We start from the raw sequence: 22,199 nt of genomic DNA, 5'->3' as shown, positions 1-22,199 counted from the left end.
CCGGGCGTCATCTGCCCGGCTTTTTTCTAACCCCGCATACGCTTTTGCATATTTTCAATGAAAGATGTCAAACATTCCAATCCATTGCATAGTATAGAGTAATCTAAATGTTTTCATGTCAAACCCGTTTTTGCAGCCAAAATAGTATATGAAATCTTTTCCGACTTGGTGACGGTTTGATCGCATAAAAGCAGAGGGATTTTCAAAGATAAGGGAGGATGAGCATGGATAAGCAGGATCAGAAGCATTTTGTCATTTCGCAGGAAGACTGGTCGCTCCACCGCAAAGGCCATGATGACCAAGTCCGCCATCAGGAAAAGGTCCAGGAAGCTATCCGCAACAATCTGCCCGATTTAATTACAGAAGAAAGTATCATTATGTCCGACGGCAGGGATGTTGTGAAAATCCCGATCCGTTCATTGGATGAATATAAAATCCGCTACAATTATGATAAAAATAAGCATGTCGGCCAGGGGCAGGGCGATACGCAAATCGGCGATGTCATTGCGCGCGACGGTTCCCCTGAGCAGGGACCGGGAAAAGGCCAGGGTGCAGGCGACCAGCCGGGTGAAGATTATTATGAAGCGGAAGTTTCCCTCATGGAGATTGAAGAAGCGCTGTTCAGCCAGTTGGAGCTCCCGAACCTTAAACGGAAAGAGCGGGACGAAAATACGGTGGAAGATATTGAGTTCAACGATATCCGCAAAACCGGCCTGATGGGTAATATCGATAAAAAACGGACGATGATGGCCGCGTTTAAACGGAATGCGATGCGGGGAAAACCAAGTTTTTACCCAATTGTGCCGGAAGACCTTAAATTCCGGACATGGAATGAAGTGGAAAAATCGGAATCAAAGGCGGTTGTGCTCGCAATGATGGATACAAGCGGCAGTATGGGGATTTGGGAGAAGTACATGGCGCGCAGCTTTTTCTTCTGGATGACGCGTTTTTTGCGGACAAAATACGAAACGGTTGATATTGAATTTATCGCCCACCATACCGAGGCGAAAGTCGTGTCTGAAGAGGATTTCTTTTCGAAAGGGGAAAGCGGTGGAACAATCTGTTCATCGGCATACCGGAAAGCATTGAGCCTGATTGATGAAAAATATGACCCGTACCGTTTTAACATTTATCCATTCCATTTCTCGGACGGTGACAACCTCACTTCGGATAATGCGCGGTGCGTAAAGCTCGTGCAGGAAATCATGAAAGTATCGAATATGTTTTTTTATGGGGAAGTCAACCAGTATAACCGCCATTCCACACTTATGTCCGCCTATAAAAATATTAAAGATGAAAAATTTAAATATTACGTGCTGAAACAGAAAGCGGATGTATTTCATGCAATGAAATGGTTCTTTTCAAAAGAAGAAAACAAAGCTTTGGCATGACATGCGGTCAACAGGTGAAGCAGCCTGTTGATTTTTTTTAGCGAGAAGACAAGCACAGCCAATTATGCTACAATGGGGCTATTGAAACAGAAAAGGAGTTTTTTATCCATGGACAATACATTTTTCCTTGCCCTCGGCGGTTTCGGCTGCATCGCTTTTATCGGACTCGGCATTTTTTCTTACTACCAGCAAAACGGCAGGGCGAAAGCCAACTTTCTTTCTGCCATTATCTTTTTCGTGTTGTTTGTGATTTCGTATTTGAATCGTTAAGAAAATATTCTTCCTTTAAAATGGAGTAAACTTTTAAATCCCAGTGCCTTCCTTTTGCATAGATGGCTTTGCGCAAAGTGCCTTCGAATGTCATGCCGGCTTTTTCCATGACGCGGGCGGAGGCTTTGTTTTCGGCAAAACAGCGGGCCTGGATGCGGATGAGGCGCATACGCTCAAAACCGAATTCAATCAGCTTTTTGACTGCTTCTGTCATGATGCCCCGCCCCCAGTATTCCGGAGAAAGGACATAACCAATCTCAGCCGTCCCCTGGTCCGGCTTCCACCATACAAAGTCAACCGTGCCGATCAGCCGTCGGGTCTTTTTGTCTTCTATTCCCCACGGCGCGACTCTGTGCTCCCGGTACAGGTTGAGGATGTAGCCGATAAAATTTTTCGAATCGCGGACAGACCGGTGTGAATCCCATGTCACGTATTTTGAAACTTCGCTTCTCGATGCATAAGCAAACAAATCCAATACATCATCGCGTTTCAGCTTCCTTAGTATAAGACGGTCCGTTTCAAGCAGCGGCAAATCCCGGTAAATGTCTTCGATTCTCATGCCAAACCCCCGTATTGTTAAAATGTTTTATTATAACGAATGTATCATAAAATACCAATTTTTCAAATTCGTTTATGGGAACTTCTGTAGTGTCATTTGGCATGATAACCTTATATATGATATAGAAAGGGGCGGACAGGCTTTGGATATCGTCAAGAGAGCGATTCATTTCGCTGCAAAAGCACATGACGGGCAATACCGGAAAATCGTGCAGCTGCCATATATCGTTCATCCTTTTTCGGTGGCGGTGATCCTCCTTGAGGCGGGATGCCGGAAAGAAATCGTGGCGGCGGGTCTTCTGCATGATACGGTGGAAGATACGGATGTATCACTGGATGACATCAAGGCGGTGTTTGGGGATGCAGTTGCCCGCATTGTTGAAGGCTGTTCCGAGCCGGACAAAAGCCTGCCGTGGGAAGAACGGAAACTGCATACGATTGATTTTTTGAAAACGGCGGATGAATCGGTCTGTCTTGTCGTCTGTGCCGATAAAATAGACAATCTCCGTTCCATCCGGGATGATATCGCGCGCGAAGGGGACAAGGTGTGGAGCCATTTTAAGCGGGGAAAAGCAAAACAGGAATGGTATTACAGAAATATCGCAGCCAGTATCGGAAGAAATCATGCTTTTCCGCTGCTTAAGCAGTTAAAAACTGAAATTGATCTTGTTTTTGGAAAAATGTGAGGAGCAGAATGCGGTTTGTAATACGTGCATTAAAACGAAAATCTCGGTCAGGTGGGTATTAAATTGCGTCTAAAGTCCGGGATTAAGAAAAAATCGATTCATGTGGTCATTAAAAGTCTAACGTTTTATTAGGCTGCCTGTAAATGATCGGCTTTCCGGGCAGCCTTTTTTCATGGCCTATTGTACACATGGCTTCATTCGAAATCGGCAAAAATAACACCAACACGAGAAGGGTGTTATGAAAGAAGTAGAAGTATGGAACATTTATGCTGCCGATATGCGGAAAGCCGCCACTAACTGGGTGGCCGTACTCATTTTCGGTCTGGATGCAAAAAACCGCTCAGCAGCCTGTCGGACGCTTCGCAAAAAAAGGGAGAAAGCGGATTGTTCGAATAAAGGAAAGGGCTGTCCGGATACCGGCAAAACGGCATTGGGCAGCCCGTGTCCCGTTTTTATTGCAAAAATGCCAAATGGATAAAGAAAAGGACGGCGAAAATATAAACGAGCGGATGAACCTGGCGCCAGTTGCCTTTGAAAATTTTTAATATCGGGTAGGAAATGAAGCCAAGTGCAATCCCGGTCGAGATGCTGCTCGTTAAAGGCATGACCAAAATGATTAAAAACGCCGGAAACGCTTCGTCAATTTCGCTCCATTTAATGTCAGAGATGCTGCCGATCATTAAACTGCCGACAATGATCAATGCCGGGGACGTGATCGCGGAAAGCCCTGCAACCGCTCCGACAAGCGGGCTGAAGAAAGCGGAAATGATAAACAAAACTGCGACAACAAGCGTAGTAAGCCCGGTTCTGCCGCCTGCTGCTACCCCTGAAGAAGATTCGATATAGGCGCTTGTCGGGCTTGTCCCGAACAGCGAGCCGATGACAGTCCCGATCGAGTCGCTCAATAGAGCCCGCCGTGCGCGCGGCAGCGATTTTCCTTTCATCAAGCCGGCCTGTTTTGCCACGCCGACGATTGTGCCGGTCGTATCAAAAATCGTAACGAGCAAAAAGGAAAAAACGACCGCATATAAGCTGTGCGTAAACACATCGAGAACCGCTTTGAGCGGATGCTCCACAACAAGTCCCTGCGGCATATGCGGTACCGATACAAACCCCTTATCAAAAGAAAGCTGCCCGGTAAAATATGCGATCAGCCCGGTAATGGCCATGCCGATAAATAAAGCACCGTTGATATTCAGCGCCATGCAGATGAGGGTAACGGCAAGGCCGATGAGGGCAAGTTCGGCGGAAGGGGAGTGAAGATCGCCGAGCCTGACCAGATTTGTTTTATCCGCGGCAATAATGCCTGCGCTGCGAAGCCCGATAAAAGCGATAAATAAACCGATTCCTGCGGTAATTCCCGAACGCAAATTGTCCGGAATCGCCTCGACTAATTTTTCTCGGAATGGGGTGAGCGACAAAATAAAGAAAATGATACCTGCAACAAAAACGGCGCCGAATGCGGTAACATATGTAATACCGCCGTGCGTGCCGACAACGGAATAAGCAAAATACGCATTCAACCCCATGCCCGGTGCTACGGCAATCGGATAATTGGCAGCCAAGGCCATCCATAAAGTGCCGGCAACCGTACCGATAATCGTTGCTATAAATACTTGGTCAAACGGAACGCCGGTGCTGGACAGGACGGCCGGATTAACGACTATAATATACACCATCGTTAAAAAAGTGGTGAAACCCGCAAGAATTTCTGTTCTGGCATCCGTGCCATTTTCTGTCAGATTAAACATATTGAAACCTCCAAAAACACGAACATTTTAAAAACACATTTTCTATAATATTCGTTTCAAATACGCACTGCAACTATTTTCTTTAAAATAAGCCGGAGATTTGAACAAAATGTGAAATATCAGCTGTTATCATAGTTTTTGCAAAACCCTCATTTCAATACCGTCCAATAAAAAAAGAGCAAGCTTTTCGCTCCGCTCTTTTGTTTTATTTGTTAAATTGAATGATCGGAAAGCAGGGTGGACCGCCTGCCTGAACAAAATGGAACCTTATAAAAAGATATTGACAATATGATACACCACGGCTGCTAAAGCGGCTGCAATCGGCAGGGTAATTACCCAGGTGACGATCATTCTTTGTGCGGTATCCCATTTTACACCTTTTATACGATGGGCCGATCCCACCCCGAGAATGGAAGAGGAAATCACATGAGTTGTGCTGACCGGCAAGTGAATGTAAGTCGCGCCGAAAATAACGGCGGCCGAACTCAAATCAGCAGCTACTCCGTTAATCGGGCGGATTTTCATGATGTTTGCACCGACGGTTTTAATGATCCGCCATCCGCCGATTGAGGTGCCTAAGCCCATGGCCAGTGCACAGCCGACCTGAACCCAGAACGGAATGTCGCTTGTTGAGATGTAGTGATTGGTGATCAAAGCCATTGTGATAATCCCCATCGATTTTTGGGCATCGTTCGTCCCGTGGGTGTATGCCTGGAGAGCGGCGGTAAAAATTTGGATAAAACGGAAACGCCGATTCGTTTTGGCAAGGTTCAAGTTTTTAAAAGAACCTTTAAAAATGCTGTATATAATAAATCCGACTGTAAAAGCAAGGATAGGGGAAAAAATTAAAGCTTCAATAATACCGATAAAACCACGAAATTCGATAACATGAAATCCCGCAGAAGCAATCGCCGCTCCGGCAATAGCCCCGATAATGGCATGGGAAGAACTGCTTGGAATACCAAAATACCACGTCACAAGATTCCAAATAATGGCTGCGAGCAGGGCGGACAAAATGACGACCTGACCGTTTGCGAGCGTAAACGGGTTGACGATGCTTTCCGTAATGGTTTTTGCAACCCCGGTAAAAGAAATCGCCCCAAGGAAATTCATTGTAGCCGCAAGGGCAATGGCGAACCGCGGTTTTAGCGCTTTTGTCGAGACGGCGGTAGCAATCGCGTTTGCTGTATCGTGGAATCCGTTAATGAAATCAAATGCAAAAGCAAAAATCACAATTAAGACTGTCAAAACTAAAATGCTATCCATTCGTCAGACTCCTTAAGCATTTTTCATAATAATCGTTTCCAGAATGTTGGCCACTGTCTGGCAATAGTCAGCCACATCTTCCATATTTTCATACAGGTCTTTATATTTGATTAAGCGGATCGGGTCTGATTCATTTTGGAAGAGGTGAATTAAAGATTTTCTTAAAATTTCATCGCAATGGGATTCGTATTCTTTAATTTTGATGGCGTGCGGGCGAACCTTGTCGAGTTTTTTTGTAAATACAATATCAATGGCTTTTTCAATCTCTTCGGCACAATTGCGGATCATTTCGACAAACTCAATCATAAACTCGTCAGCCTTTGTGATGTTATACAGTTCGAATAATCCTGAACATTCTTCAATTCCATCGAGCACATCATCCATGCTGTTCGTTAAAGCAAGCAGGTCTTCACGCTCAATTGGCGTAATAAAGGCATCATTCAATTCCAGAATCATATCGTGGACGTATGTGTCCCCGTTACGCTCGTACTCCTTCATTTTTTCGGTAAAAATTTTTAAATCATCTGTATTCTGAAGTTTATAATCGGCAAAGTAATTGGTGGCTTCCCGGAGGTTTGTCGAAATATGCCCAAGCAGCACAGCAAACTTATCTTTCTTGTTTTTAAATACCATGTTTGAGCCTCCTAATATGCTTTAAATTATCAAACGTCTTTATTTTATCTGATTTCAGGCGAATATAAAAGAAGAATGTCGAAAATAAATAGATGTATCCGGTTCCATTTTGTTTTATTACATTACCCCATTTCAGGAAAAACATGTGGGGGGAAGCTCTTTCGTTGGTGCGGCAAGCCGGCTTCAACCAAGCATGGTCACATTTACCATGCTTTTTTTCTATTTGCATATGTTATTCTAAAAATACACATACGGTGCGTTTTTTGGCATACATAACATAGTGCGTATTTTTTTAAAAGGGTGGGACTGTTGTGAAGGTTGTTTATGCGCCTACGGAAGACCAAATGGATAAGATTGAGGAATTGGTGCAGCATATGTTCACGGAAGTTTTTCCTGATTATTTTTCCGATGAGGAAATCATTGGATTTCAGCGGGATCATGTACTTGCCCTGAACGACCCGGCTGATCAAATCGGAACGTTAAAAGCAGGATACCAGATTATTTCCAGTCTGCAGACGATCATTTCCATATTGGAAACGGATAGCCGTAACCGGGATCTTCATTATGCTAACCTGTTCGAATTTAATAAATTTACCCTTGAACAATACGGCTTGCACTTTCCGTTTTCATACTCCCGGTTTGCCGAAAAGAGAACGGATTCATTCAGTATTTTTAAAAAAGCATACAACCGCCTGCTCGTCTGAAAAAATAATGCCCGGAAGTGCCGAGCATTATTTTTTAACATATTTGCTGAACCACTGCCGGAATTCCTGCTTCGTATGTTCCCCTACGATACGGGCGGCTTCTTTGCCGTCTTTATAGTGCACAATTGTCGGTGTCGCTTTGATTTTATATTCATCCCAGCCGCTTTCAAATTCAGTCAGGTTAAATTCTTTCAAATCGATCCCCATATCTTTTGCAACCGGGGAAACAACTGGGGTTGTCCGTTTGCAGTGCGGGCATGTCGGCATGAAAAAATAGACCGTAACGTCTTTCCCTGCTTTTAAATCGCTTTGCAGCTGCTTCGGCAAAATGATATTTTGGTACAAAGGATTATCCAATTGGTCCCTTGTCGCGGTCGATAATTCGCTGACGCTTTTTGCGCCTGCATACGGGTTATGCTTTTTCTGTTTGTTTTGCTGGTACTTTGTGATGCCTGCAATTCCAGCAAATAATACGATGATGATGGCTAAAAAAAGTATAATTTTTTTCATGATGGCCCTCCTGTCGGCATAATTGAAAAGTATTCATCCGGAAGTTTTTGTCCACTTCCAAACGAGAAGACTTGAGATAAAAATGAGGATAAAAGCGGTTAACGCGAGAAAGGGAATGGTAATGAATCCGAACCAATTGATGTATTCCGCTGTGCACGGGATGCGGCCGCAAGCAGGCAGCCTATCCGAAAAAAAGGAAATTTTTTGCAGGCAGTAATGGTAAAGCGAAACAAACATGCCAATTCCGGATAAAACAGCCGTATACAGGGATAACCGGTAATCTTTTCTGGCAACCGCGATGCCGATCAATACGGTCATCGGGTACATTAAAATGCGCTGGTACCAACATAATTCGCATGGTTCATAACCCTTGATTTCCGAAAAATAGAGGCTCCCGAACATTGCGATCACGGAAACGGCCCAGGCAAAAAACCAAACATTCTCCCTCTGAGTTGCTTTCAAATTTTTGCCTCCTTTTGATAAAATACTTCTTTGTAAATTATAGTATCCAGCCGGGTAAAATGTAAATGAGAAAAGCGAGGGCGCTCGATTATCGGCGTACAGATATTTTAGTCCTCTGACTCAGATAAAGGAAACACGGTGATCTTTTAAGGCGAACCGATGTTGACTGATCGCATGGAAGAGGGAGTAAAATCCGCCAGCTGAGCGCCCGCAGCTGGACAAATAGAAAAGCGGAGGGCGCGCACAGGCCCGCTCTCCGCTTACCATCCATCGGAATGAAACAGGGGATCCGCCCCGCTCCATTTCACCATTTCGTTCGCGTGGTCGATATACCGTAATAAGGCGTATAGACAACTTTCAATCACCGTATAATCACGTGAAAAATGATAAGCATGCAAGACATGCTCGATTTTTTTGGAAAGGAAATCATCCTTCGTCCGCACCATGAGGATCAGCAAATTATCCCATTGGGAACGATGCGTATAATATAAGGCGCGGTCATAGTCAACGGGATTCATCCCGGTTCCCCCTTTCTTATGCATTTGCTTCTGTTTAAGCAAATTTCATAAAGGAGTACCATTAGTGTATGTGTTTTTTTTGTTTTTGCCCGCTGAAAAAGTTGGCTGGCGGAAAATATAAGATTGTTATCATTTGGAACGTATTTTAGGCAAATACATGCTCCGACGCTGATTTTTATAAAACGGCCGCTTAAATATGATTATTGCAAGGAAACGGTTCTTAGAAGCATTGTAAGGGGACACAAAAATGCTTTGGAACGGCCTTTAGATGCATTGCAAGACCATTTGAAAAATTGGTAAAAAGCGGCCGTTTCTGATTGTCTAAATGGTGCTTCCTTTCCGTAAAAAGTTTATCTGTTGATGATCGCGGAATTTGCGGGAATGAAAATTACGTTCACAAAGCTATTTGAAGTAAAAATCCTTTTTTACGTCCTCATGTTTTTTCCTTTTCGTTCATACATTGGAAAAAAGGGTGAACTTTGAAGGGGAGGAAAAATTCATGAATGATCATGAAAGCCTGCAATATGCGATTGAAGAAATTACAGAAATCGCGTCCGGGTTTGGGCTTGATTTTTATCCGATGCGCTACGAAATCTGCCCGGCCGACATCATTTATACATTTGGCGCTTACGGGATGCCGACACGGTTTTCGCATTGGAGTTTCGGCAAACAGTACTACAAAATGAAACTGCAGTACGACCTGGGTTTGAGCAAAATATACGAACTGGTCATCAACTCCAATCCATGTTATGCATTTTTGCTTGATTCCAATACGCTCGTCCAAAATAAATTGATTGTGGCGCATGTACTCGCGCACTGCGATTTCTTTAAAAACAATGTCCGTTTCCAAAATACGAAAAGGGATATGGTAGAAAGCATGGCGGCGACGGCGGAAAGAATCCGGGCTTACGAACTCAAATACGGCAAGAGAGAAGTGGAAAAATTTATCGATGCGGTGCTGGCTATTGAAGAGCACATTGATCCTTCTCTGATACGCCCGAAGCTGAGTTGGACGATGGAAGATGAAGAGGAATGGGAAGAAGAGGAACCAAAGCGGGCGCCGGGACCGTATGAAGAATTATGGGCGCTCGATGAGAAAAAGCCGGAAAAGAAACCGGCGAAAAAAGCCAAAAAGTTCCCGCCACATCCGGAAAAAGATATCGTGCTGTTTATTGAGCAGTACAGCCGGGAACTGACGGAATGGCAGCGTGACATTATGACGATGATCCGCGAAGAAATGCTGTATTTCTGGCCGCAGCTTGAAACGAAAATCATGAACGAAGGCTGGGCATCGTTCTGGCACCAGCGCATTATGCGCGAACTCGATTTGACGACGGACGAGGCGATTGAATATGCCAAATTAAACGCAGGTGTCGTGCAGCCATCAAGGACCGGCATTAACCCGTATTATCTGGGGATCAAAATTTTTGAAGATATTGAAGAACGCTGGAACAACCCAACGGAAGAGATGAAGAAGCGCGGCGTAAAACCGGGGACGGGCCGTGAAAAAATCTTTGAAGTGCGCGAAATTGAATCCGATATTTCATTTTTGCGCAATTATTTGACGAAAGAATTGGTTACGAGGGAAGACATGTATTTGTTCCAGAAACAGGGCAGGGATTATAAAGTGGTCGATAAAGAATGGAAAAATGTCCGCGATCAGCTGGTCAACATGCGCGTTAACGGCGGCTTCCCGTATTTAACCGTAACGGACGGCGATTACCAGAAAAACGGGGAACTATATATCAAGAACTGGTATGAAGGAATTGAACTGGATTTAAAATATTTAGAAAAGGTTTTGCCTTATCTTTACCAGTTGTGGGGAAGAAACGTTCACGTCGAAACGGTTGTGGAAGAAAAACCGATGCTGTTCAGCTATGACGGGAGAAGTGTACAGCGGAAATATTTGTAAAAAAGCATCCCGGGTCATGAGCCAGGAATGCTTTTTCCTTGAGAACGTGTTTAATTTATTGTTTGCGGTACTCCCACGGGTCAAGCGATCCAGGCGAGATCCCGAGGACGCATGGAGCGGATTCCGCAATCATCAAACAGATCCGGCAATAAATCCTCCCTTAAAACCGGAGTTCAATAATCGGTTTGGTAAATTTCCGGATATAATAGCTGCCGAGAAACAGGCAGATGCCGAGGGGAACGGCGATCAGCAGCAGGTAGTTGCCTGCAAGCCATTCAAGGACATTGTCGGAGGCGAATACCTCCATCGTTTTAATGATGAATCCGTGGAGCAAATACACATACAGCGTTCGCTCGCCGATATTGGTCCATTTGTAGCCTTTGCTCGGAATTAAAAGGAAAAATCCAAGAATAACAATAATCGTTAAGCCATACTGCCCAAGCCTAATTAGCCCGTCAAACCAATGTTCCGCGCCCATGCCGGCATAAGAAGTATCGCCAAGGAGCCATGGCACAGCGTCTTTCGGAAAAGAGAATCCGGCGGCCAGCAGCGCGGCACTCAGGATGAAAATACCGATCACCGAGCCATGTGGAATATTTCTGATTTTTTGCAGATGCTGCGGCTCAAGCAAATGCCCTAGGAGAAAATACGGGAAAAAAACGAAAGTCCGGGACAGGCTGAGGTAACTTCCGGCATCATCCCAATATCCGATCCCGATCCCGATTACCGATGCCGCCGCCAAGCCTGCCCAGCGGAATCGGGCAAACAGGTGCAGCAAAAGGTTACAAAAGAACAGGCTGAGCAAAAACCATAATGTCCAGTGCGGTTCTAAGTAATTAAATGTCAGTTTAGATTCTTCCCCCGTACAGTAATAATAAATGGAATAAATGCTTTGGAAAATAAAATACGGGACAAGGATTTTTTTGAACGATTTTAAAAGATGGCCTTTCTTTTTGTATCCTTTTGAAAAATAGCCCGAAATCAAAATAAAAGCGGGCATGTGGAACAGGAAAATAACGGTATACAAAGTAAAAAGAAAATTGTCCTGGCTTTTGAACGGGCTGATCAGATGCCCGAGAACAACAAGATAAATCAAAATAAATTTTGCGTTATCAAAGTAAGAACTTCTTTGTGAAGCGGACATCCTTAACCTCCGTAAAGCATGTTTATTCCGATCAATGAATTACCCTTTTTCCGGTGTAAAGGCCGGTTTATGGGTGTATTATTAGCGATTTACATTATACAATTTTTTTGTTACAGATTTGTAAAAATGATTTTAAGGAATTTTGATAAAGGACAAAGCACATGCAAGGGTGCTGTCAAAAAGTCGGTAGATTGACGTGGGGGCACCCCCTTTCTTTATGTAAGGTAATGTTATCTGAGAATGTTGATGATCGCGAAATTCACTCGCTTTCCGCACGCGTCGCGAGCCTCCTCGCTCCTCTCTCAGCACGAGGGGTCTCGCCTGACTCCAGTATGGGTTAACACGTGGCTTTAAAATTGATGAGTGTGAAGACTGTACAGGCTGTAAAAGAGAGGTGTACGAAAGCAAAAGCCAAAAAGAGCCTTTGGTCTGACGAGGACGCGCAAATTTATGCTCGGAGAAAAATCGAGGTAGAAAGCGTGTTCAGTCATATCGAAGCAATCGGTCGTTCCGCAGATTTTCATTGCGGGTGTTGGCCAAGGTAAACATCGAATTCGTGCTGGTCCCATCGCCCACAACCTTCTGAAGCAGGCGGAAAAGAACCACCTGCTTCAGAAAGAAGATCCGTTTGCATACGGTATATTCGGCCGGATCCACTGAATTCAAATTCCGTTTCCAGCTTTTTGGCTCGTGAACTGTAATGCAGTTAAATCGTTAAAAATTTTTTTTGCCATGACTATGTATCCTTCGGCAGTTAAGTGGATCCCGTCATCGCTGATGAATTCCCTTAAGTTCCCTGCCCCTTTGATCGCGGTGCGGACGTCAATGCTGGGCACACTCAGCTGTTTCATCAATTTTTTCAGGCTGCGGTTATAATTGCCGTGCCAATGCTCAATTCCGCCCGTCATTCCGATCCAATGGCTGATATTCTTGCCGAACCGTGTACTGATGGACTGGTAATAGCGTTTCGGATCAAGAGGGGGCAGCGTCAGCAAAACAGGAGTAATGCCATGATCCTTTATTGCTTTTACAATCTGCTTGATATTGTTGATGTAACGTTCAAGCGGTACAATCGGAACATGCGGTTCATCCGGTCTTTCCACGACTTCGTTCCATTTAAAATTGCAGTCGTTTCCCCCGATGCAGATGAGCACGGCGTCGGGATGCTCGCTGATCACATCTTTATCCAGGCGTTTGATGAGCAGGTCGGAATTGTCATTAAAGACACCTCTATTGACGATTTCCGTATCTTTCTGGGCAAAAAAATGTTGAAGCACCGCAGGATAATTTTCCTTAATGATGCGGAGCCTTCCCCTAATGCATGTTACACCTCTTGTAATACTATCCCCGAAACAGACAATTTTCATATGTGGGCCTCCCTGGAATTCATGTAATCATTCAAAAAATTAGAACGATTTAACCATTTTTATTGTAAACCTGCCCGGGATTTTCGACAAGCCTTTGCGCTGTTTGTCAAATGTCCTCCGCTTTTCTTATTTCAGCCAACCTTTTTTGATAAACCAGTACGTCATGCCGGAGCCGATGAGGAACATGACGATCAGGGTGGCGAAATAGCCGTATTTCCATTTCAGCTCGGGCATGTATTCAAAATTCATACCGTAGACGCCGGCAATAAATGTCAGCGGCATAAAAATGGTGGTAAAAATGGTCAGGATTTTCATAACCCTGTTCGTCTGGTGCGAGTTTAAAGACAAATAACTGTCCCTGATATCAGCCGTAAATTCGCGATTCGATTCGACCATGCCGGAAAGTTTTATTAAGTGGTCATGGATGTCGTGAAAATAAGCCATTTTTTCCTGAATCCCGGGAAGCCGGTGGGAATTCAACATCCGGTAAACTAAATCGGTCATTGGCGTAATCGTATTCCTTAAAACAAGCAAATCATGCCGTGTCGAATAAAGGCTTTCCAGCAAAGCTTCCATCGTTTCGTTCTTGGAATTGTCCTCAATTTCATTCAGGCGGTCTTCGATTTTATATAAATAAGGAAAATAATCATCCACGATTTTATCCAGCACTTCATATAAAATAACCGCCGGCCCCCATCTTTCAAACTGCTCCGTTTTTTCCAGCTTATCCCGTACCTCGCTGATTTCCTTTGATGGCAGGTGGTGGAAGGAAACAACAAAATGGTCCCCTAAAAACATATTCAATTCTTCTTTGTGCAGCTTATGCGGATTAAGGCTTTGGAATACAAAAAAAACATGGTCCTCATAATAGTTCAGTTTCGGCCTCTGTAATTTATGGATGCAGTCTTCAATCGCAAGCGGATGGAAATGAAGCGGTTCGCGCAGTTTTAATATTTCTTCTTCCGACGGCCGGTCAAAATCGATCCAATACCACTTCCAATCGCCTTCCAGAAGTTCCTCAATGCTTTTGGCCATTTTCAGCTCATTTTCTTTTGTCATTGCCATAATATGTATCATGAAAAGACACTTCCTTTTTTCATGGTGTTTGCCGCAAGCACCTGTCAAGCAGGGAGCGGCAAATCAATATTTTACACTATTTTACTATGGCATTGCTTATGCTGCCATCCATAATGAAAGGGCGGATTGCAAAATGAAGCCGGTGATTGGCGTTACATGTAGTGTAAATCACAAGTCACACTATTTGGCGGATGATTATGTGTTGGCCATCCGCTATGCCGGCGGCGTCCCGGTTCTGCTGCCTGTAGGGGGAGAAGAAGACATACCTTTATTATTGTCCAAAGTGGACGGAATTCTGCTTTCGGGAGGAGGGGATATCGATCCGTTTTGGTTTGGGGAAGAGCCGGTGCCCGGACTTGGGGAGATCGAACCGGGGCGGGATGCTTTTGAAATCAAGTTGTGCAGGCAGGTGCTTATAAAAGACATGCCGCTCCTTGCTATCTGCAGGGGGATGCAGGTGTTAACAGTGGCGGCAGGGGGGGATATGTTCCAGGATATTTACAGCCAAATGGATGCCAAGCTGTTGCAGCATAGGCAGCAGGCGGCCCGTACTCATTTGTCCCATACTGTCAAGCTATCGCCCGGCAGCCTGTTGGAAAAACTGGCGGGATGCCACTTTATTAAAGTCAATTCTTTCCATCACCAAGCCGTCCGAACGGTGCCAAAACCGTTTGAAGTTTGCGGCCGAGCGTCTGACGGGATCATTGAAGCTGTGGAAAATTGCGCCGCCCGTTTTGCGATCGGTGTGCAGTGGCATCCGGAAGCGCTGATCGGAAAAAACGACCTTGTGTCAAAAAATATTTTTTCTGCTTTTATCCGTGCCTGCCGTGGGAATTAAACCTATTTCAAATGTAAAAACGCTCATTATATCAAATAATAAAAACATCATTAAATAGAAATAAAAATTAGATGGTATTGAATTTTTTGCATTTTTATTATATAAAAGAAAATATAATGCAAAATTGGAAGCTATAGTACACGTATTTTCCATAAGAAGGTGTTCGCAAATGGCAAGGTACATACTCAAAAGATTGGCTGCCATGGTTGTCACATTATGGGTGATTACGACGCTGACTTTTATTTTAATGCATGCGATCCCTGGTTCGCCTTTTAACCAGGAACGCAATACGTCAGAAGCGGTGCAGCAAAACTTGAAAGCGCAATACCATTTGGATAAGCCGATGTATGTACAGTATTTGTACTACTTAAAGTCGATTGTGCTTTTTGACTTTGGCCCGTCCATTAAGCAACCATCCCAGACAGTGAATGACATGCTTGGCAGAGGGTTTCCTGTTTCGCTTGAGCTTGGCATGACTGCGCTCATTGTTGCCATTTTTTCCGGCATCCTGCTCGGGGTTTTTGCAGCGCTGAAACATAACGGCGTCATTGACTATTTGGCCATGACCTTCGCCGTGCTTGGCATTTCCATACCGAACTTTATCCTTGCGACATTGTTGATCCAGGAGTTTGCCGTCAATTTAAAAATTCTTCCCGCCGCAACATGGACATCCCCATCCCATATGATCCTGCCGACAGCCGCCTTGGCGGTCAGCCCCATGGCCATCATTGCCCGTTTAACAAGGTCCAGCATGCTGGAAGTGCTGACACAGGATTATATGAAAACCGCCCGTGCGAAAGGGCTCTCCCCCGTAAAAATTGTCATCAAACATGCCCTGAGAAATGCGCTGATGCCGGTCGTTACGATTTTGGGGACGCTTGCGGCAAGCATATTGACGGGCAGCTTTGTCATTGAGAAAATATTCGCCATTCCGGGCATGGGAAAATATTTTGTCGAAAGCATTAACAACCGGGATTATCCGGTTATCATGGGGACAACCGTATTTTACAGCATTTTTTTGATCATCATGCTGTTTTTGGTCGATATCGCATACGGAATCCTTGATCCGCGGATTAAATTACATAAAAAAGAGCAATAGGGGGTGGTCGGTATGCAAGCAGCCAATCAAGAAAAAATCCGAACCGCTTCAGAGATTCCCGATGAATGGTTTGTCCCGAAAAAGAAGGACGGCCACATGCAGGAAGCCGTAGTCAGGCCGAGCATTTCTTACTGGCGCGACGTCTGGTATCGGCTCTCGAAAAACAAGCTGGCCATGCTCGGGCTTGCTGTGCTTATTTTTCTCATTATCATGGCGATTTTCGGCCCGATGATTGCGCCGCAAAGTGTAACGAAACTTTCATTAACAAACCAAAATCTTCCGCCTTCAAAAGAGCATTGGTTCGGAACCGATCAGCTCGGGCGCGACATGTTTTCGAGAACATGGTACGGCGCTCGCATTTCGCTGTTTGTCGGCTTTATGGCGGCAATCATCGAATTTTTTATCGGCATCATATACGGGGGAATTGCCGGCTATAAAGGCGGCAGGACCGACCAGATTATGATGAGGATTATTGAGGTGCTGTACGGTCTTCCTTACTTGCTTGTCGTCATTCTGCTGATGGTCGTCATGGGGCCAGGTCTCGGGACCATCATCGTAGCTCTTACGGTAACGGGCTGGGTCGGCATGGCAAGGATTGTGCGGGGCCAGGTTTTGCAAATTAAAAACTATGAATTTGTTATGGCGTCTAGGACATTTGGGACCAAAACTCCGCGGATCATACGCAAACATCTTCTGCCAAATACAATGGGGCCGATCATCGTACAAATGACCTTGACGGTGCCGAGCGCGATTTTTAGCGAAGCCTTCCTCAGCTTTTTAGGATTGGGCGTCCAGGCACCCCATGCGAGCTGGGGCGTAATGGCGGATGACGGTTTGTCGGCCATCTTGACGGGACAGTGGTGGCGCCTGTTTTTCCCTGCCTTCTTTATTTCGCTGACAATGTTTGCCTTTAATGTGCTTGGCGACGGCCTGCAGGATGCGCTCGATCCAAAGCTGAGGAGGTGAGGGATTTGGAAAAGATTTTGGAAGTGGAAGACCTGCAAGTTTCTTTTTCCACCCATGGCGGAACCGTACAGGCCGTGCGCGGGGTCAGTTTTCAATTAAACAAGGGGGAGACGCTGGCGATTGTCGGAGAATCCGGATGCGGCAAAAGCGTGACTTCCCAATCGATTATGCAGCTTCTGCCGGCTTCAAATGTAAAGCGCTTAAGCGGATCCGTACGTTTTAAAGGCACGGATATTTTAAAATACAGTGAAAAGCAAATGCGGAAAATCCGCGGATCCGAAATTTCGATGATTTCCCAAGATCCGATGACAGGGCTGAACCCGACGCTTACGATCGGGAACCAATTGCTTGAAGTGGTAAAGGAGCACCAAAAGCTTTTCCACGAGGAGGCCGTTCAAATGGTGGTGGACATTTTACATACAGTCGGCATCCCAAGCCCGCATGAACGGATGAAACAGTATCCCCATCAATTCAGCGGCGGCATGCGCCAGCGTATTATGATCGCTATGGCATTGATCTGCAACCCGGAAATCATCATTGCGGATGAACCAACAACCGCTTTGGATGTGACTATTCAGGCGCAGATTTTTGAACTGTTTAAGAAAATCCAAAGGGAGACGGGTGTCTCGATCATTTTGATTACCCACGATCTGGGGGTGGTTGCCCAGGTTGCTGACCGCATCGCTGTCATGTATGCCGGAAAAATTGTTGAAACCGGTACGAGGGAAGAAATTTTTTACAATGCTGAGCATCCTTATACGAGAGGCTTGCTGAATTCGGTGCCGAGGCTTGATATGGAAGAAGGGGAGCTCATCCCGATTCCCGGCACGCCGCCCGATTTGTTTGCGCCTCCTCCGGGCTGCCCGTTTACGGCGAGATGCCCGATGGCGATGGAAGTGTGCAGCCGCGTTGAACCTTTCCATTCCAAGAAATCAGCGTCCCATTCTGTTTACTGCTGGCTCCAGGATGAACGGGCGAAATATGCGTTTTTAACTATGGGCGGACGCCTGTAGATGAAATAAATGACCATATATATGCATTTACGGGCAGCCGATGCACCAGACGATCTTCAGGGAGAAAGCTTTCCGTAATGCGGAAAAAGAAAAGGGGGAAAAGTATGAAAAAGTTTTGGGGCATTCTCGCCATGATTGCGCTTGTTGTCTCGCTCGCCGGGTGTACGACAAGCCAATCCAGCTCAAAAAACAGTTCAAGCGGCAATAGCAAAGAAAAGGTATTGAATTTAAACAACGGTGCCGAACCGACTTCATTTGATCCGCCTATCGGGTTTGATTCGGTTTCCTGGAACGCCCTGAATAATTTGATGGAAGGGCTTGTCCGGCTCGGCAAAGACAATAAGCCGCATCCGGCAATCGCAAAAAACTGGGATGTATCAAACGGCGGCAAAACGTATACGTTCCATCTCCGCGAAAACGCAAAATGGTCAAACGGCGACCCGGTCACGGCAGGCGATTTTGAGTACGCATGGAAAAGGCTGCTTGATCCGAAAACCGCATCCCCTGCAGCATTTTTAGGCTATTTTATTGAAGGAGGGGAAGCATACAACACCGGAAAAGGGTCAAAAGATAATGTAAAAGTCGAAGCGTTGGATGATAAAACTTTTGAAGTCACCTTAACAGGTACGCAGGCTTATTTCCTGAACGTCATTGCCAACCCGGCCTTTTTCCCGATTAACGAAAAAGTGGCACAAAAGAATTCGAAATGGTATGCCGAAGCCAAGACATATGTTTCTGACGGCCCGTTTAAGTTATCGGATTGGAAACATGATGACCATTTTACGATGGTGAAGAACGAAAATTACTGGGATGCTAAAAATGTAAAAATTGACAAAATCAACTGGGCCGAGGTTGACGACCCGAATACCGAATACCAAATGTACCAAAACGGCGAACTTGACGTTTCGGATGTACCGTCCGACCTGGCAGAACAACTGTTTAAAGAAGGAAAAGTTAAAGTTGAGGACCAGGCGGGCACATACTTTTACCGTTTTAATGTCACAAAAGAACCGTTCCAGAATAAAAATATCCGGAAAGCATTCGCCATGGCCATCGACCAGAAACAAATCGTCAAATATGTTACGAAAAATAAAGAAAAACCGGCTTACGGCTTTGTTTCTTACGGCTTTACCGAGCCGGACGGCAGCGACTTCAGGAAAAAAGGCGGCAACCTGTACTCCACGAATGTGAAAGAAGCAAAAGCGCTCTTGAAAAAAGGGATGCAGGAAGAAAGCTACACGAAACTTCCGCAAGTGACGCTTACTTACAGCACGGATCCTGTCCATAAAAAAATCGCCGAAACGATCCAGCAAATGCTGAAAGAAAATCTAGGGGTCCATGTAAAGCTAGCCAATATGGAATGGAATGTATTCCAGGACGAACAGAAAAAACTGAAATTCCAATTGTCCCGCAGTTCGTTCCTCGCCGACTACGGGGATCCGATCAACTTCCTGGAAAATTTCCAGACCGGGCATACGATGAATAGAACCGGCTGGAGCGACAAAAAGTATGACCAATTGATAAAAGAAGCGAAAAACGAAACAAACGAAACGAAACGATACGAATTGATGCATGAAGCGGAAAAGATCCTGTTTGACGATATGCCAATTTTCCCATTGTACTTTTATAACCAGGTGTATTTGCAAAATGACAATGTGACCGGCATCGTCCGGCACCCTGTCGGCTATCTTGAGTTGAAATGGGCAGATGTTAAATAAATTAACCGGCATTCAGCGGGGCACCAGGCTTTTCCACGTTGAATGTTTTTAATCATGATTTGCATTTACGAAGTATCCTCTATGCAAGGGGATTTCGCATAAAAAACTTTGTACGGCCATTCAACCTAAATGGGGGGCAAACATGGACGCAAGGCAGGTTTATTTGATCAGTACCGCTGTTGCGACACTTTGGACATCAAAACAATCTCCAGATGAATGGGATGCTGAAGCGCTCCAAAATCCGGCTAATATGAAAAAATGGCTTAGGAACCTCACTGTGGAACAGCGGCTTGAATTTTGGCGTAAAAATAAAATCCAGACGCAGGCGCTTTACGGGCAGAAAGCAGTGGTCCATCAGATAGAAGGGGAATGGGCATACGTTTCGATTCCTGAACAGCCTTCCGTCAAACACTTAGACGGCTACCCCGGCTGGATGCCCCTCCGACAGCTGAAAAGAGCGGAAGGGCCGCTTGCAGGCTCCGGTTTCGCTGCTGTCAACAAGCCGACCTCCCCTTTATACGATGAAAATCAAATGCCTGTATTTGAAGCAAGTTTCCAAACCTGCCTGCCGGTAATGGATGAAAACACGAGCTGGGTAAAAGTCAGGACGGTTTCGGGCACCGGATTTTTCAAAAAAAGTGATGTACAGTTCGGCGGCAGTAGTCCGGGGCAGCAAAACCGGCATATTTTGAAAGCAGGAAAAATGTTTCTCGGCCTTCCGTATTTATGGGGAGGCATGAGTGGATTTGGTTATGACTGCTCGGGATTTTCCTATACGATGGTGAGGGCGGCAACCGGAATGATTATACCGCGGGATGCCTGTGAACAGGCGGAAAGCGGTGAAGATGTCCCACTTGAAAGGATTACGCCGGGGGACCTTTTGTTTTTCGCGCATGAAGAAGGAAAAGGTGCCATCCACCACGTCGGTATTTATGCGGGGGACGGGAAACTGCTCCACTCCCCGAAAACGGGAAAGTCCGTTGAACTGCTGGCACTGGAAGGAACCATTTATGAAAAGGAACTTTGCCGTGCAAGGCGGTACTGGAAATAAAACAGCCGGGATGAAAGGAGTGCACCATGATGGAAAAACTGCTGGAAGTTAAACATGTGAAAAAATATTTTGATATGGGAAAGAAACAATTTTTAAAAGCCGTGGATGATCTCAATTTTGATATTTATAAAGGGGAAACGTTTGGTCTTGTCGGCGAATCCGGGTGCGGGAAATCAACTGCAGGCAGGCTCATCATGGGGATCTATACGCCGACCGGCGGGCAAATCCTCTACAATGGAAAAGACATCCATGCACTGGACGAACATGAAAGTTTCCGAATGAAAAGGAACGTCCAAATGATTTTTCAGGACCCTTATGCTTCCCTGAATCCCCGGGCGACAGTCCGTGAAATTATTGCTGAACCGCTTGAAGTCCACGGCATTTATAAAAATAAACGGGAAGAGCTCGAAAGAATTTATGAATTGCTGAAAGAAGTCGGGCTAAACAAAGAACATGCAAGCCGTTACCCGCATGAATTCAGCGGAGGGCAGCGGCAAAGGATCGGCATTGCTAGGGCGCTGGCGCTTGACCCGGAATTCATCATTTGCGATGAGCCGATTTCCGCACTGGATGTTTCCGTTCAGGCGCAGGTTGTCAACGTATTGAAAAAACTGCAAAGAGACAAAAACTTAACTTACTTATTTATTGCCCATGATTTATCGATGGTCAAGCATATCAGCGACCGGATCGGCGTGATGTACCTCGGCCATCTAGTCGAATTGACGGGGAGCAAAAACTTGTACCGCAAACCGCTTCATCCTTACACCGAAGCGCTGCTGTCGGCGATTCCAATCCCTGATCCGAAAATTGAAGATAAAAGGGAACGGATCATTTTAAAAGGGGAAATCCCGAGCCCGATCAATCCCCCAAGCGGATGCGTGTTCCGGACAAGATGCCCGAAAGCGATGGACATATGTGCAAGTGTGAAACCGCAGTGGCTGGAAGTGGAAGAACTCCATTATGTCGCATGCCACCTTTATGATAGGAAAGGCAAACCGATGGAACGGGTTGAAGGCGCAGCAGTTCCGCGAAAAACTGCCGGCACTGGTTCGCTATTAAGAAATGGAAATTATCAGTAAAACATATAGAATTGGTCGGCGTGGAGAAAGATGCCGGCATTTTTTATGGGAAAAAGTATCGTATGTATGCAGCATAACTGGAAGAAAAGGCTAGATCCATTTATGAGGATCGGCATTTGCTTGCAAGTATGTGAAAATATTGGAGGAAGCGCTCCTTACCTAGAGTCAAAGGGCTTAAGCCCGGGC

General features: G+C 45.4%; 23 protein-coding genes. 13 read left to right on the top strand and 10 right to left on the bottom strand.

What is annotated here, in order from left to right; genetic code table 11:
• Positions 1–224 precede the first annotated feature (224 nt).
• Complete coding sequence (gene yhbH / locus BpJC4_RS01600) at positions 225–1,391, top strand: sporulation protein YhbH (protein WP_151680173.1); 1,167 nt, start codon at positions 225–227, stop codon at positions 1,389–1,391.
• Positions 1,392–1,499: 108 nt separating this feature from the next.
• On the top strand, positions 1,500–1,661 hold the full coding sequence (locus BpJC4_RS16010) for a hypothetical protein (protein ID WP_172967471.1): 162 nt from the start codon (positions 1,500–1,502) through the stop codon (positions 1,659–1,661).
• Here the strand turns inward: BpJC4_RS16010 and BpJC4_RS01595 are convergent.
• Positions 1,618–2,220 (bottom strand): GNAT family N-acetyltransferase, encoded by a 603-nt coding sequence (locus BpJC4_RS01595; protein ID WP_151680172.1) that lies wholly within the window; start codon positions 2,218–2,220, stop codon positions 1,618–1,620. The two genes, BpJC4_RS16010 and BpJC4_RS01595, sit on opposite strands and share 44 nt — an antisense overlap.
• 142 nt (positions 2,221–2,362) lie before the next feature.
• Here BpJC4_RS01595 and BpJC4_RS01590 point away from each other — a divergent pair, with 142 nt between their 5' ends.
• Both BpJC4_RS01590 and BpJC4_RS01585 read left to right on the top strand, forming a co-directional pair.
• A complete protein-coding gene (locus BpJC4_RS01590) occupies positions 2,363–2,905 on the top strand; it encodes an HD domain-containing protein (RefSeq protein WP_151680171.1) in 543 nt (180 codons plus the stop codon).
• A gap of 238 nt (positions 2,906–3,143) precedes the next feature.
• A complete protein-coding gene (locus BpJC4_RS01585; protein WP_151697454.1) occupies positions 3,144–3,383 on the top strand; it encodes a hypothetical protein in 240 nt (79 codons plus the stop codon).
• Here BpJC4_RS01585 and BpJC4_RS01580 read toward each other — a convergent pair.
• The 3 genes from BpJC4_RS01580 to BpJC4_RS01570 all read right to left on the bottom strand — a co-directional run bounded on the left by BpJC4_RS01580 (position 3,358) and on the right by BpJC4_RS01570 (position 6,555).
• Positions 3,358–4,656 (bottom strand): NCS2 family permease, encoded by a 1,299-nt coding sequence (locus BpJC4_RS01580; RefSeq protein WP_151680170.1) that lies wholly within the window; start codon positions 4,654–4,656, stop codon positions 3,358–3,360. The two genes, BpJC4_RS01585 and BpJC4_RS01580, sit on opposite strands and share 26 nt — an antisense overlap.
• A 267-nt stretch (positions 4,657–4,923) precedes the next feature.
• Complete coding sequence (locus BpJC4_RS01575) at positions 4,924–5,922, bottom strand: inorganic phosphate transporter (protein WP_151680169.1); 999 nt, start codon at positions 5,920–5,922, stop codon at positions 4,924–4,926.
• A 12-nt stretch (positions 5,923–5,934) separates the two neighbouring features.
• Complete coding sequence (locus BpJC4_RS01570; protein WP_151680168.1) at positions 5,935–6,555, bottom strand: DUF47 domain-containing protein; 621 nt, start codon at positions 6,553–6,555, stop codon at positions 5,935–5,937.
• 311 nt (positions 6,556–6,866) lie between these two features.
• Between BpJC4_RS01570 and BpJC4_RS01565 the strand changes: the two genes are divergently transcribed.
• On the top strand, positions 6,867–7,259 hold the full coding sequence (locus BpJC4_RS01565) for a YhcU family protein (protein WP_151697453.1): 393 nt from the start codon (positions 6,867–6,869) through the stop codon (positions 7,257–7,259).
• 27 nt (positions 7,260–7,286) lie between these two features.
• Here the strand turns inward: BpJC4_RS01565 and BpJC4_RS01560 are convergent, their stop codons facing one another.
• The 3 genes from BpJC4_RS01560 to BpJC4_RS01550 form a co-directional block, all read right to left on the bottom strand.
• Positions 7,287–7,769, bottom strand: a complete 483-nt coding sequence (locus BpJC4_RS01560) for a thioredoxin family protein (protein ID WP_151697452.1) — start codon at positions 7,767–7,769, stop codon at positions 7,287–7,289.
• Positions 7,770–7,802: 33 nt separating this feature from the next.
• The gene (locus tag BpJC4_RS01555) at positions 7,803–8,231 is read right to left on the bottom strand and encodes a disulfide oxidoreductase (protein WP_151697451.1); all 429 of its coding nucleotides are present in this window, start codon (positions 8,229–8,231) and stop codon (positions 7,803–7,805) included.
• A gap of 260 nt (positions 8,232–8,491) precedes the next feature.
• Entirely contained in the window at positions 8,492–8,749 is a 258-nt protein-coding gene (locus BpJC4_RS01550; protein ID WP_151680164.1) for a YhdB family protein, read from the bottom strand.
• A 499-nt stretch (positions 8,750–9,248) separates the two neighbouring features.
• On the opposite strand from BpJC4_RS01550, the gene BpJC4_RS01545 reads away from it, so the two are divergent.
• Positions 9,249–10,661, top strand: coding sequence for a SpoVR family protein (locus BpJC4_RS01545; protein ID WP_151680163.1), 1,413 nt, complete (start codon positions 9,249–9,251; stop codon positions 10,659–10,661).
• 160 nt (positions 10,662–10,821) lie between these two features.
• On the opposite strand, the gene BpJC4_RS01540 is transcribed toward BpJC4_RS01545, so the two are convergent.
• The 3 genes from BpJC4_RS01540 to corA all read right to left on the bottom strand — a co-directional run bounded on the left by BpJC4_RS01540 (position 10,822) and on the right by corA (position 14,249).
• Positions 10,822–11,805, bottom strand: coding sequence for an acyltransferase family protein (locus BpJC4_RS01540; RefSeq protein ID WP_151697450.1), 984 nt, complete (start codon positions 11,803–11,805; stop codon positions 10,822–10,824).
• A 662-nt stretch (positions 11,806–12,467) separates the two neighbouring features.
• Complete coding sequence (locus BpJC4_RS01535; protein ID WP_151680161.1) at positions 12,468–13,172, bottom strand: SGNH/GDSL hydrolase family protein; 705 nt, start codon at positions 13,170–13,172, stop codon at positions 12,468–12,470.
• 126 nt (positions 13,173–13,298) lie between these two features.
• On the bottom strand, positions 13,299–14,249 hold the full coding sequence (corA, locus tag BpJC4_RS01530; protein WP_151680160.1) for a magnesium/cobalt transporter CorA: 951 nt from the start codon (positions 14,247–14,249) through the stop codon (positions 13,299–13,301).
• 133 nt (positions 14,250–14,382) lie between these two features.
• Between corA and BpJC4_RS01525 the strand changes: the two genes are divergently transcribed.
• The 7 genes from BpJC4_RS01525 (at position 14,383) to BpJC4_RS01495 (ending at position 22,013) form a co-directional block, all read left to right on the top strand.
• Complete coding sequence (locus tag BpJC4_RS01525; protein ID WP_151680159.1) at positions 14,383–15,087, top strand: gamma-glutamyl-gamma-aminobutyrate hydrolase family protein; 705 nt, start codon at positions 14,383–14,385, stop codon at positions 15,085–15,087.
• Between the two features lie 169 nt (positions 15,088–15,256).
• Positions 15,257–16,186, top strand: a complete 930-nt coding sequence (locus tag BpJC4_RS01520; RefSeq protein ID WP_151680158.1) for an ABC transporter permease — start codon at positions 15,257–15,259, stop codon at positions 16,184–16,186.
• Positions 16,187–16,198: 12 nt separating this feature from the next.
• A complete protein-coding gene (locus BpJC4_RS01515) occupies positions 16,199–17,152 on the top strand; it encodes an ABC transporter permease (protein WP_151680157.1) in 954 nt (317 codons plus the stop codon).
• Between the two features lie 5 nt (positions 17,153–17,157).
• On the top strand, positions 17,158–18,165 hold the full coding sequence (locus BpJC4_RS01510; protein WP_151680156.1) for an ABC transporter ATP-binding protein: 1,008 nt from the start codon (positions 17,158–17,160) through the stop codon (positions 18,163–18,165).
• Between the two features lie 104 nt (positions 18,166–18,269).
• Positions 18,270–19,883, top strand: a complete 1,614-nt coding sequence (locus tag BpJC4_RS01505) for a peptide ABC transporter substrate-binding protein (RefSeq protein WP_151680155.1) — start codon at positions 18,270–18,272, stop codon at positions 19,881–19,883.
• A gap of 142 nt (positions 19,884–20,025) precedes the next feature.
• Positions 20,026–20,934, top strand: a complete 909-nt coding sequence (locus BpJC4_RS01500; protein ID WP_151680154.1) for a C40 family peptidase — start codon at positions 20,026–20,028, stop codon at positions 20,932–20,934.
• 26 nt (positions 20,935–20,960) lie between these two features.
• A complete protein-coding gene (locus tag BpJC4_RS01495; protein WP_253693540.1) occupies positions 20,961–22,013 on the top strand; it encodes an ABC transporter ATP-binding protein in 1,053 nt (350 codons plus the stop codon).
• The last annotated feature ends 186 nt before the right edge of the window (positions 22,014–22,199 follow it).

It is taken from the genome of Weizmannia acidilactici (assembly GCF_008974185.1).
GTDB classification, from domain to species: Bacteria; Bacillota; Bacilli; order Bacillales; family Bacillaceae_C; genus Weizmannia; species Weizmannia acidilactici.
Note: the sequence above shows the minus strand (reverse complement) of the source record. Positions and strands in the feature narration are given on the sequence as shown.

Bases quoted from the DNA above. Each gene is read 5' to 3' on its own strand.
- BpJC4_RS01560 (WP_151697452.1), bottom strand. From the start codon at position 7,769: ATGAAAAAAATTATACTTTTTTTAGCCATCATCATCGTATTATTTGCT.
- BpJC4_RS01500 (WP_151680154.1), top strand. From the start codon at position 20,026: ATGGACGCAAGGCAGGTTTATTTGATCAGTACCGCTGTTGCGACACTT.
- BpJC4_RS01525 (WP_151680159.1), top strand. From the start codon at position 14,383: ATGAAGCCGGTGATTGGCGTTACATGTAGTGTAAATCACAAGTCACAC.
- BpJC4_RS01545 (WP_151680163.1), top strand. From the start codon at position 9,249: ATGAATGATCATGAAAGCCTGCAATATGCGATTGAAGAAATTACAGAA.
- BpJC4_RS01580 (WP_151680170.1), bottom strand. From the start codon at position 4,656: ATGTTTAATCTGACAGAAAATGGCACGGATGCCAGAACAGAAATTCTT.
- BpJC4_RS01520 (WP_151680158.1), top strand. From the start codon at position 15,257: ATGGCAAGGTACATACTCAAAAGATTGGCTGCCATGGTTGTCACATTA.
- BpJC4_RS01535 (WP_151680161.1), bottom strand. From the start codon at position 13,172: ATGAAAATTGTCTGTTTCGGGGATAGTATTACAAGAGGTGTAACATGC.
- BpJC4_RS01550 (WP_151680164.1), bottom strand. From the start codon at position 8,749: ATGAATCCCGTTGACTATGACCGCGCCTTATATTATACGCATCGTTCC.
- BpJC4_RS01540 (WP_151697450.1), bottom strand. From the start codon at position 11,805: ATGTCCGCTTCACAAAGAAGTTCTTACTTTGATAACGCAAAATTTATT.
- yhbH (WP_151680173.1), top strand. From the start codon at position 225: ATGGATAAGCAGGATCAGAAGCATTTTGTCATTTCGCAGGAAGACTGG.
- BpJC4_RS01575 (WP_151680169.1), bottom strand. From the start codon at position 5,922: ATGGATAGCATTTTAGTTTTGACAGTCTTAATTGTGATTTTTGCTTTT.
- BpJC4_RS01495 (WP_253693540.1), top strand. From the start codon at position 20,961: ATGATGGAAAAACTGCTGGAAGTTAAACATGTGAAAAAATATTTTGAT.
- BpJC4_RS01505 (WP_151680155.1), top strand. From the start codon at position 18,270: ATGAAAAAGTTTTGGGGCATTCTCGCCATGATTGCGCTTGTTGTCTCG.
- BpJC4_RS01585 (WP_151697454.1), top strand. From the start codon at position 3,144: ATGAAAGAAGTAGAAGTATGGAACATTTATGCTGCCGATATGCGGAAA.
- BpJC4_RS01595 (WP_151680172.1), bottom strand. From the start codon at position 2,220: ATGAGAATCGAAGACATTTACCGGGATTTGCCGCTGCTTGAAACGGAC.
- corA (WP_151680160.1), bottom strand. From the start codon at position 14,249: ATGATACATATTATGGCAATGACAAAAGAAAATGAGCTGAAAATGGCC.
- BpJC4_RS01515 (WP_151680157.1), top strand. From the start codon at position 16,199: ATGCAAGCAGCCAATCAAGAAAAAATCCGAACCGCTTCAGAGATTCCC.
- BpJC4_RS16010 (WP_172967471.1), top strand. From the start codon at position 1,500: ATGGACAATACATTTTTCCTTGCCCTCGGCGGTTTCGGCTGCATCGCT.
- BpJC4_RS01570 (WP_151680168.1), bottom strand. From the start codon at position 6,555: ATGGTATTTAAAAACAAGAAAGATAAGTTTGCTGTGCTGCTTGGGCAT.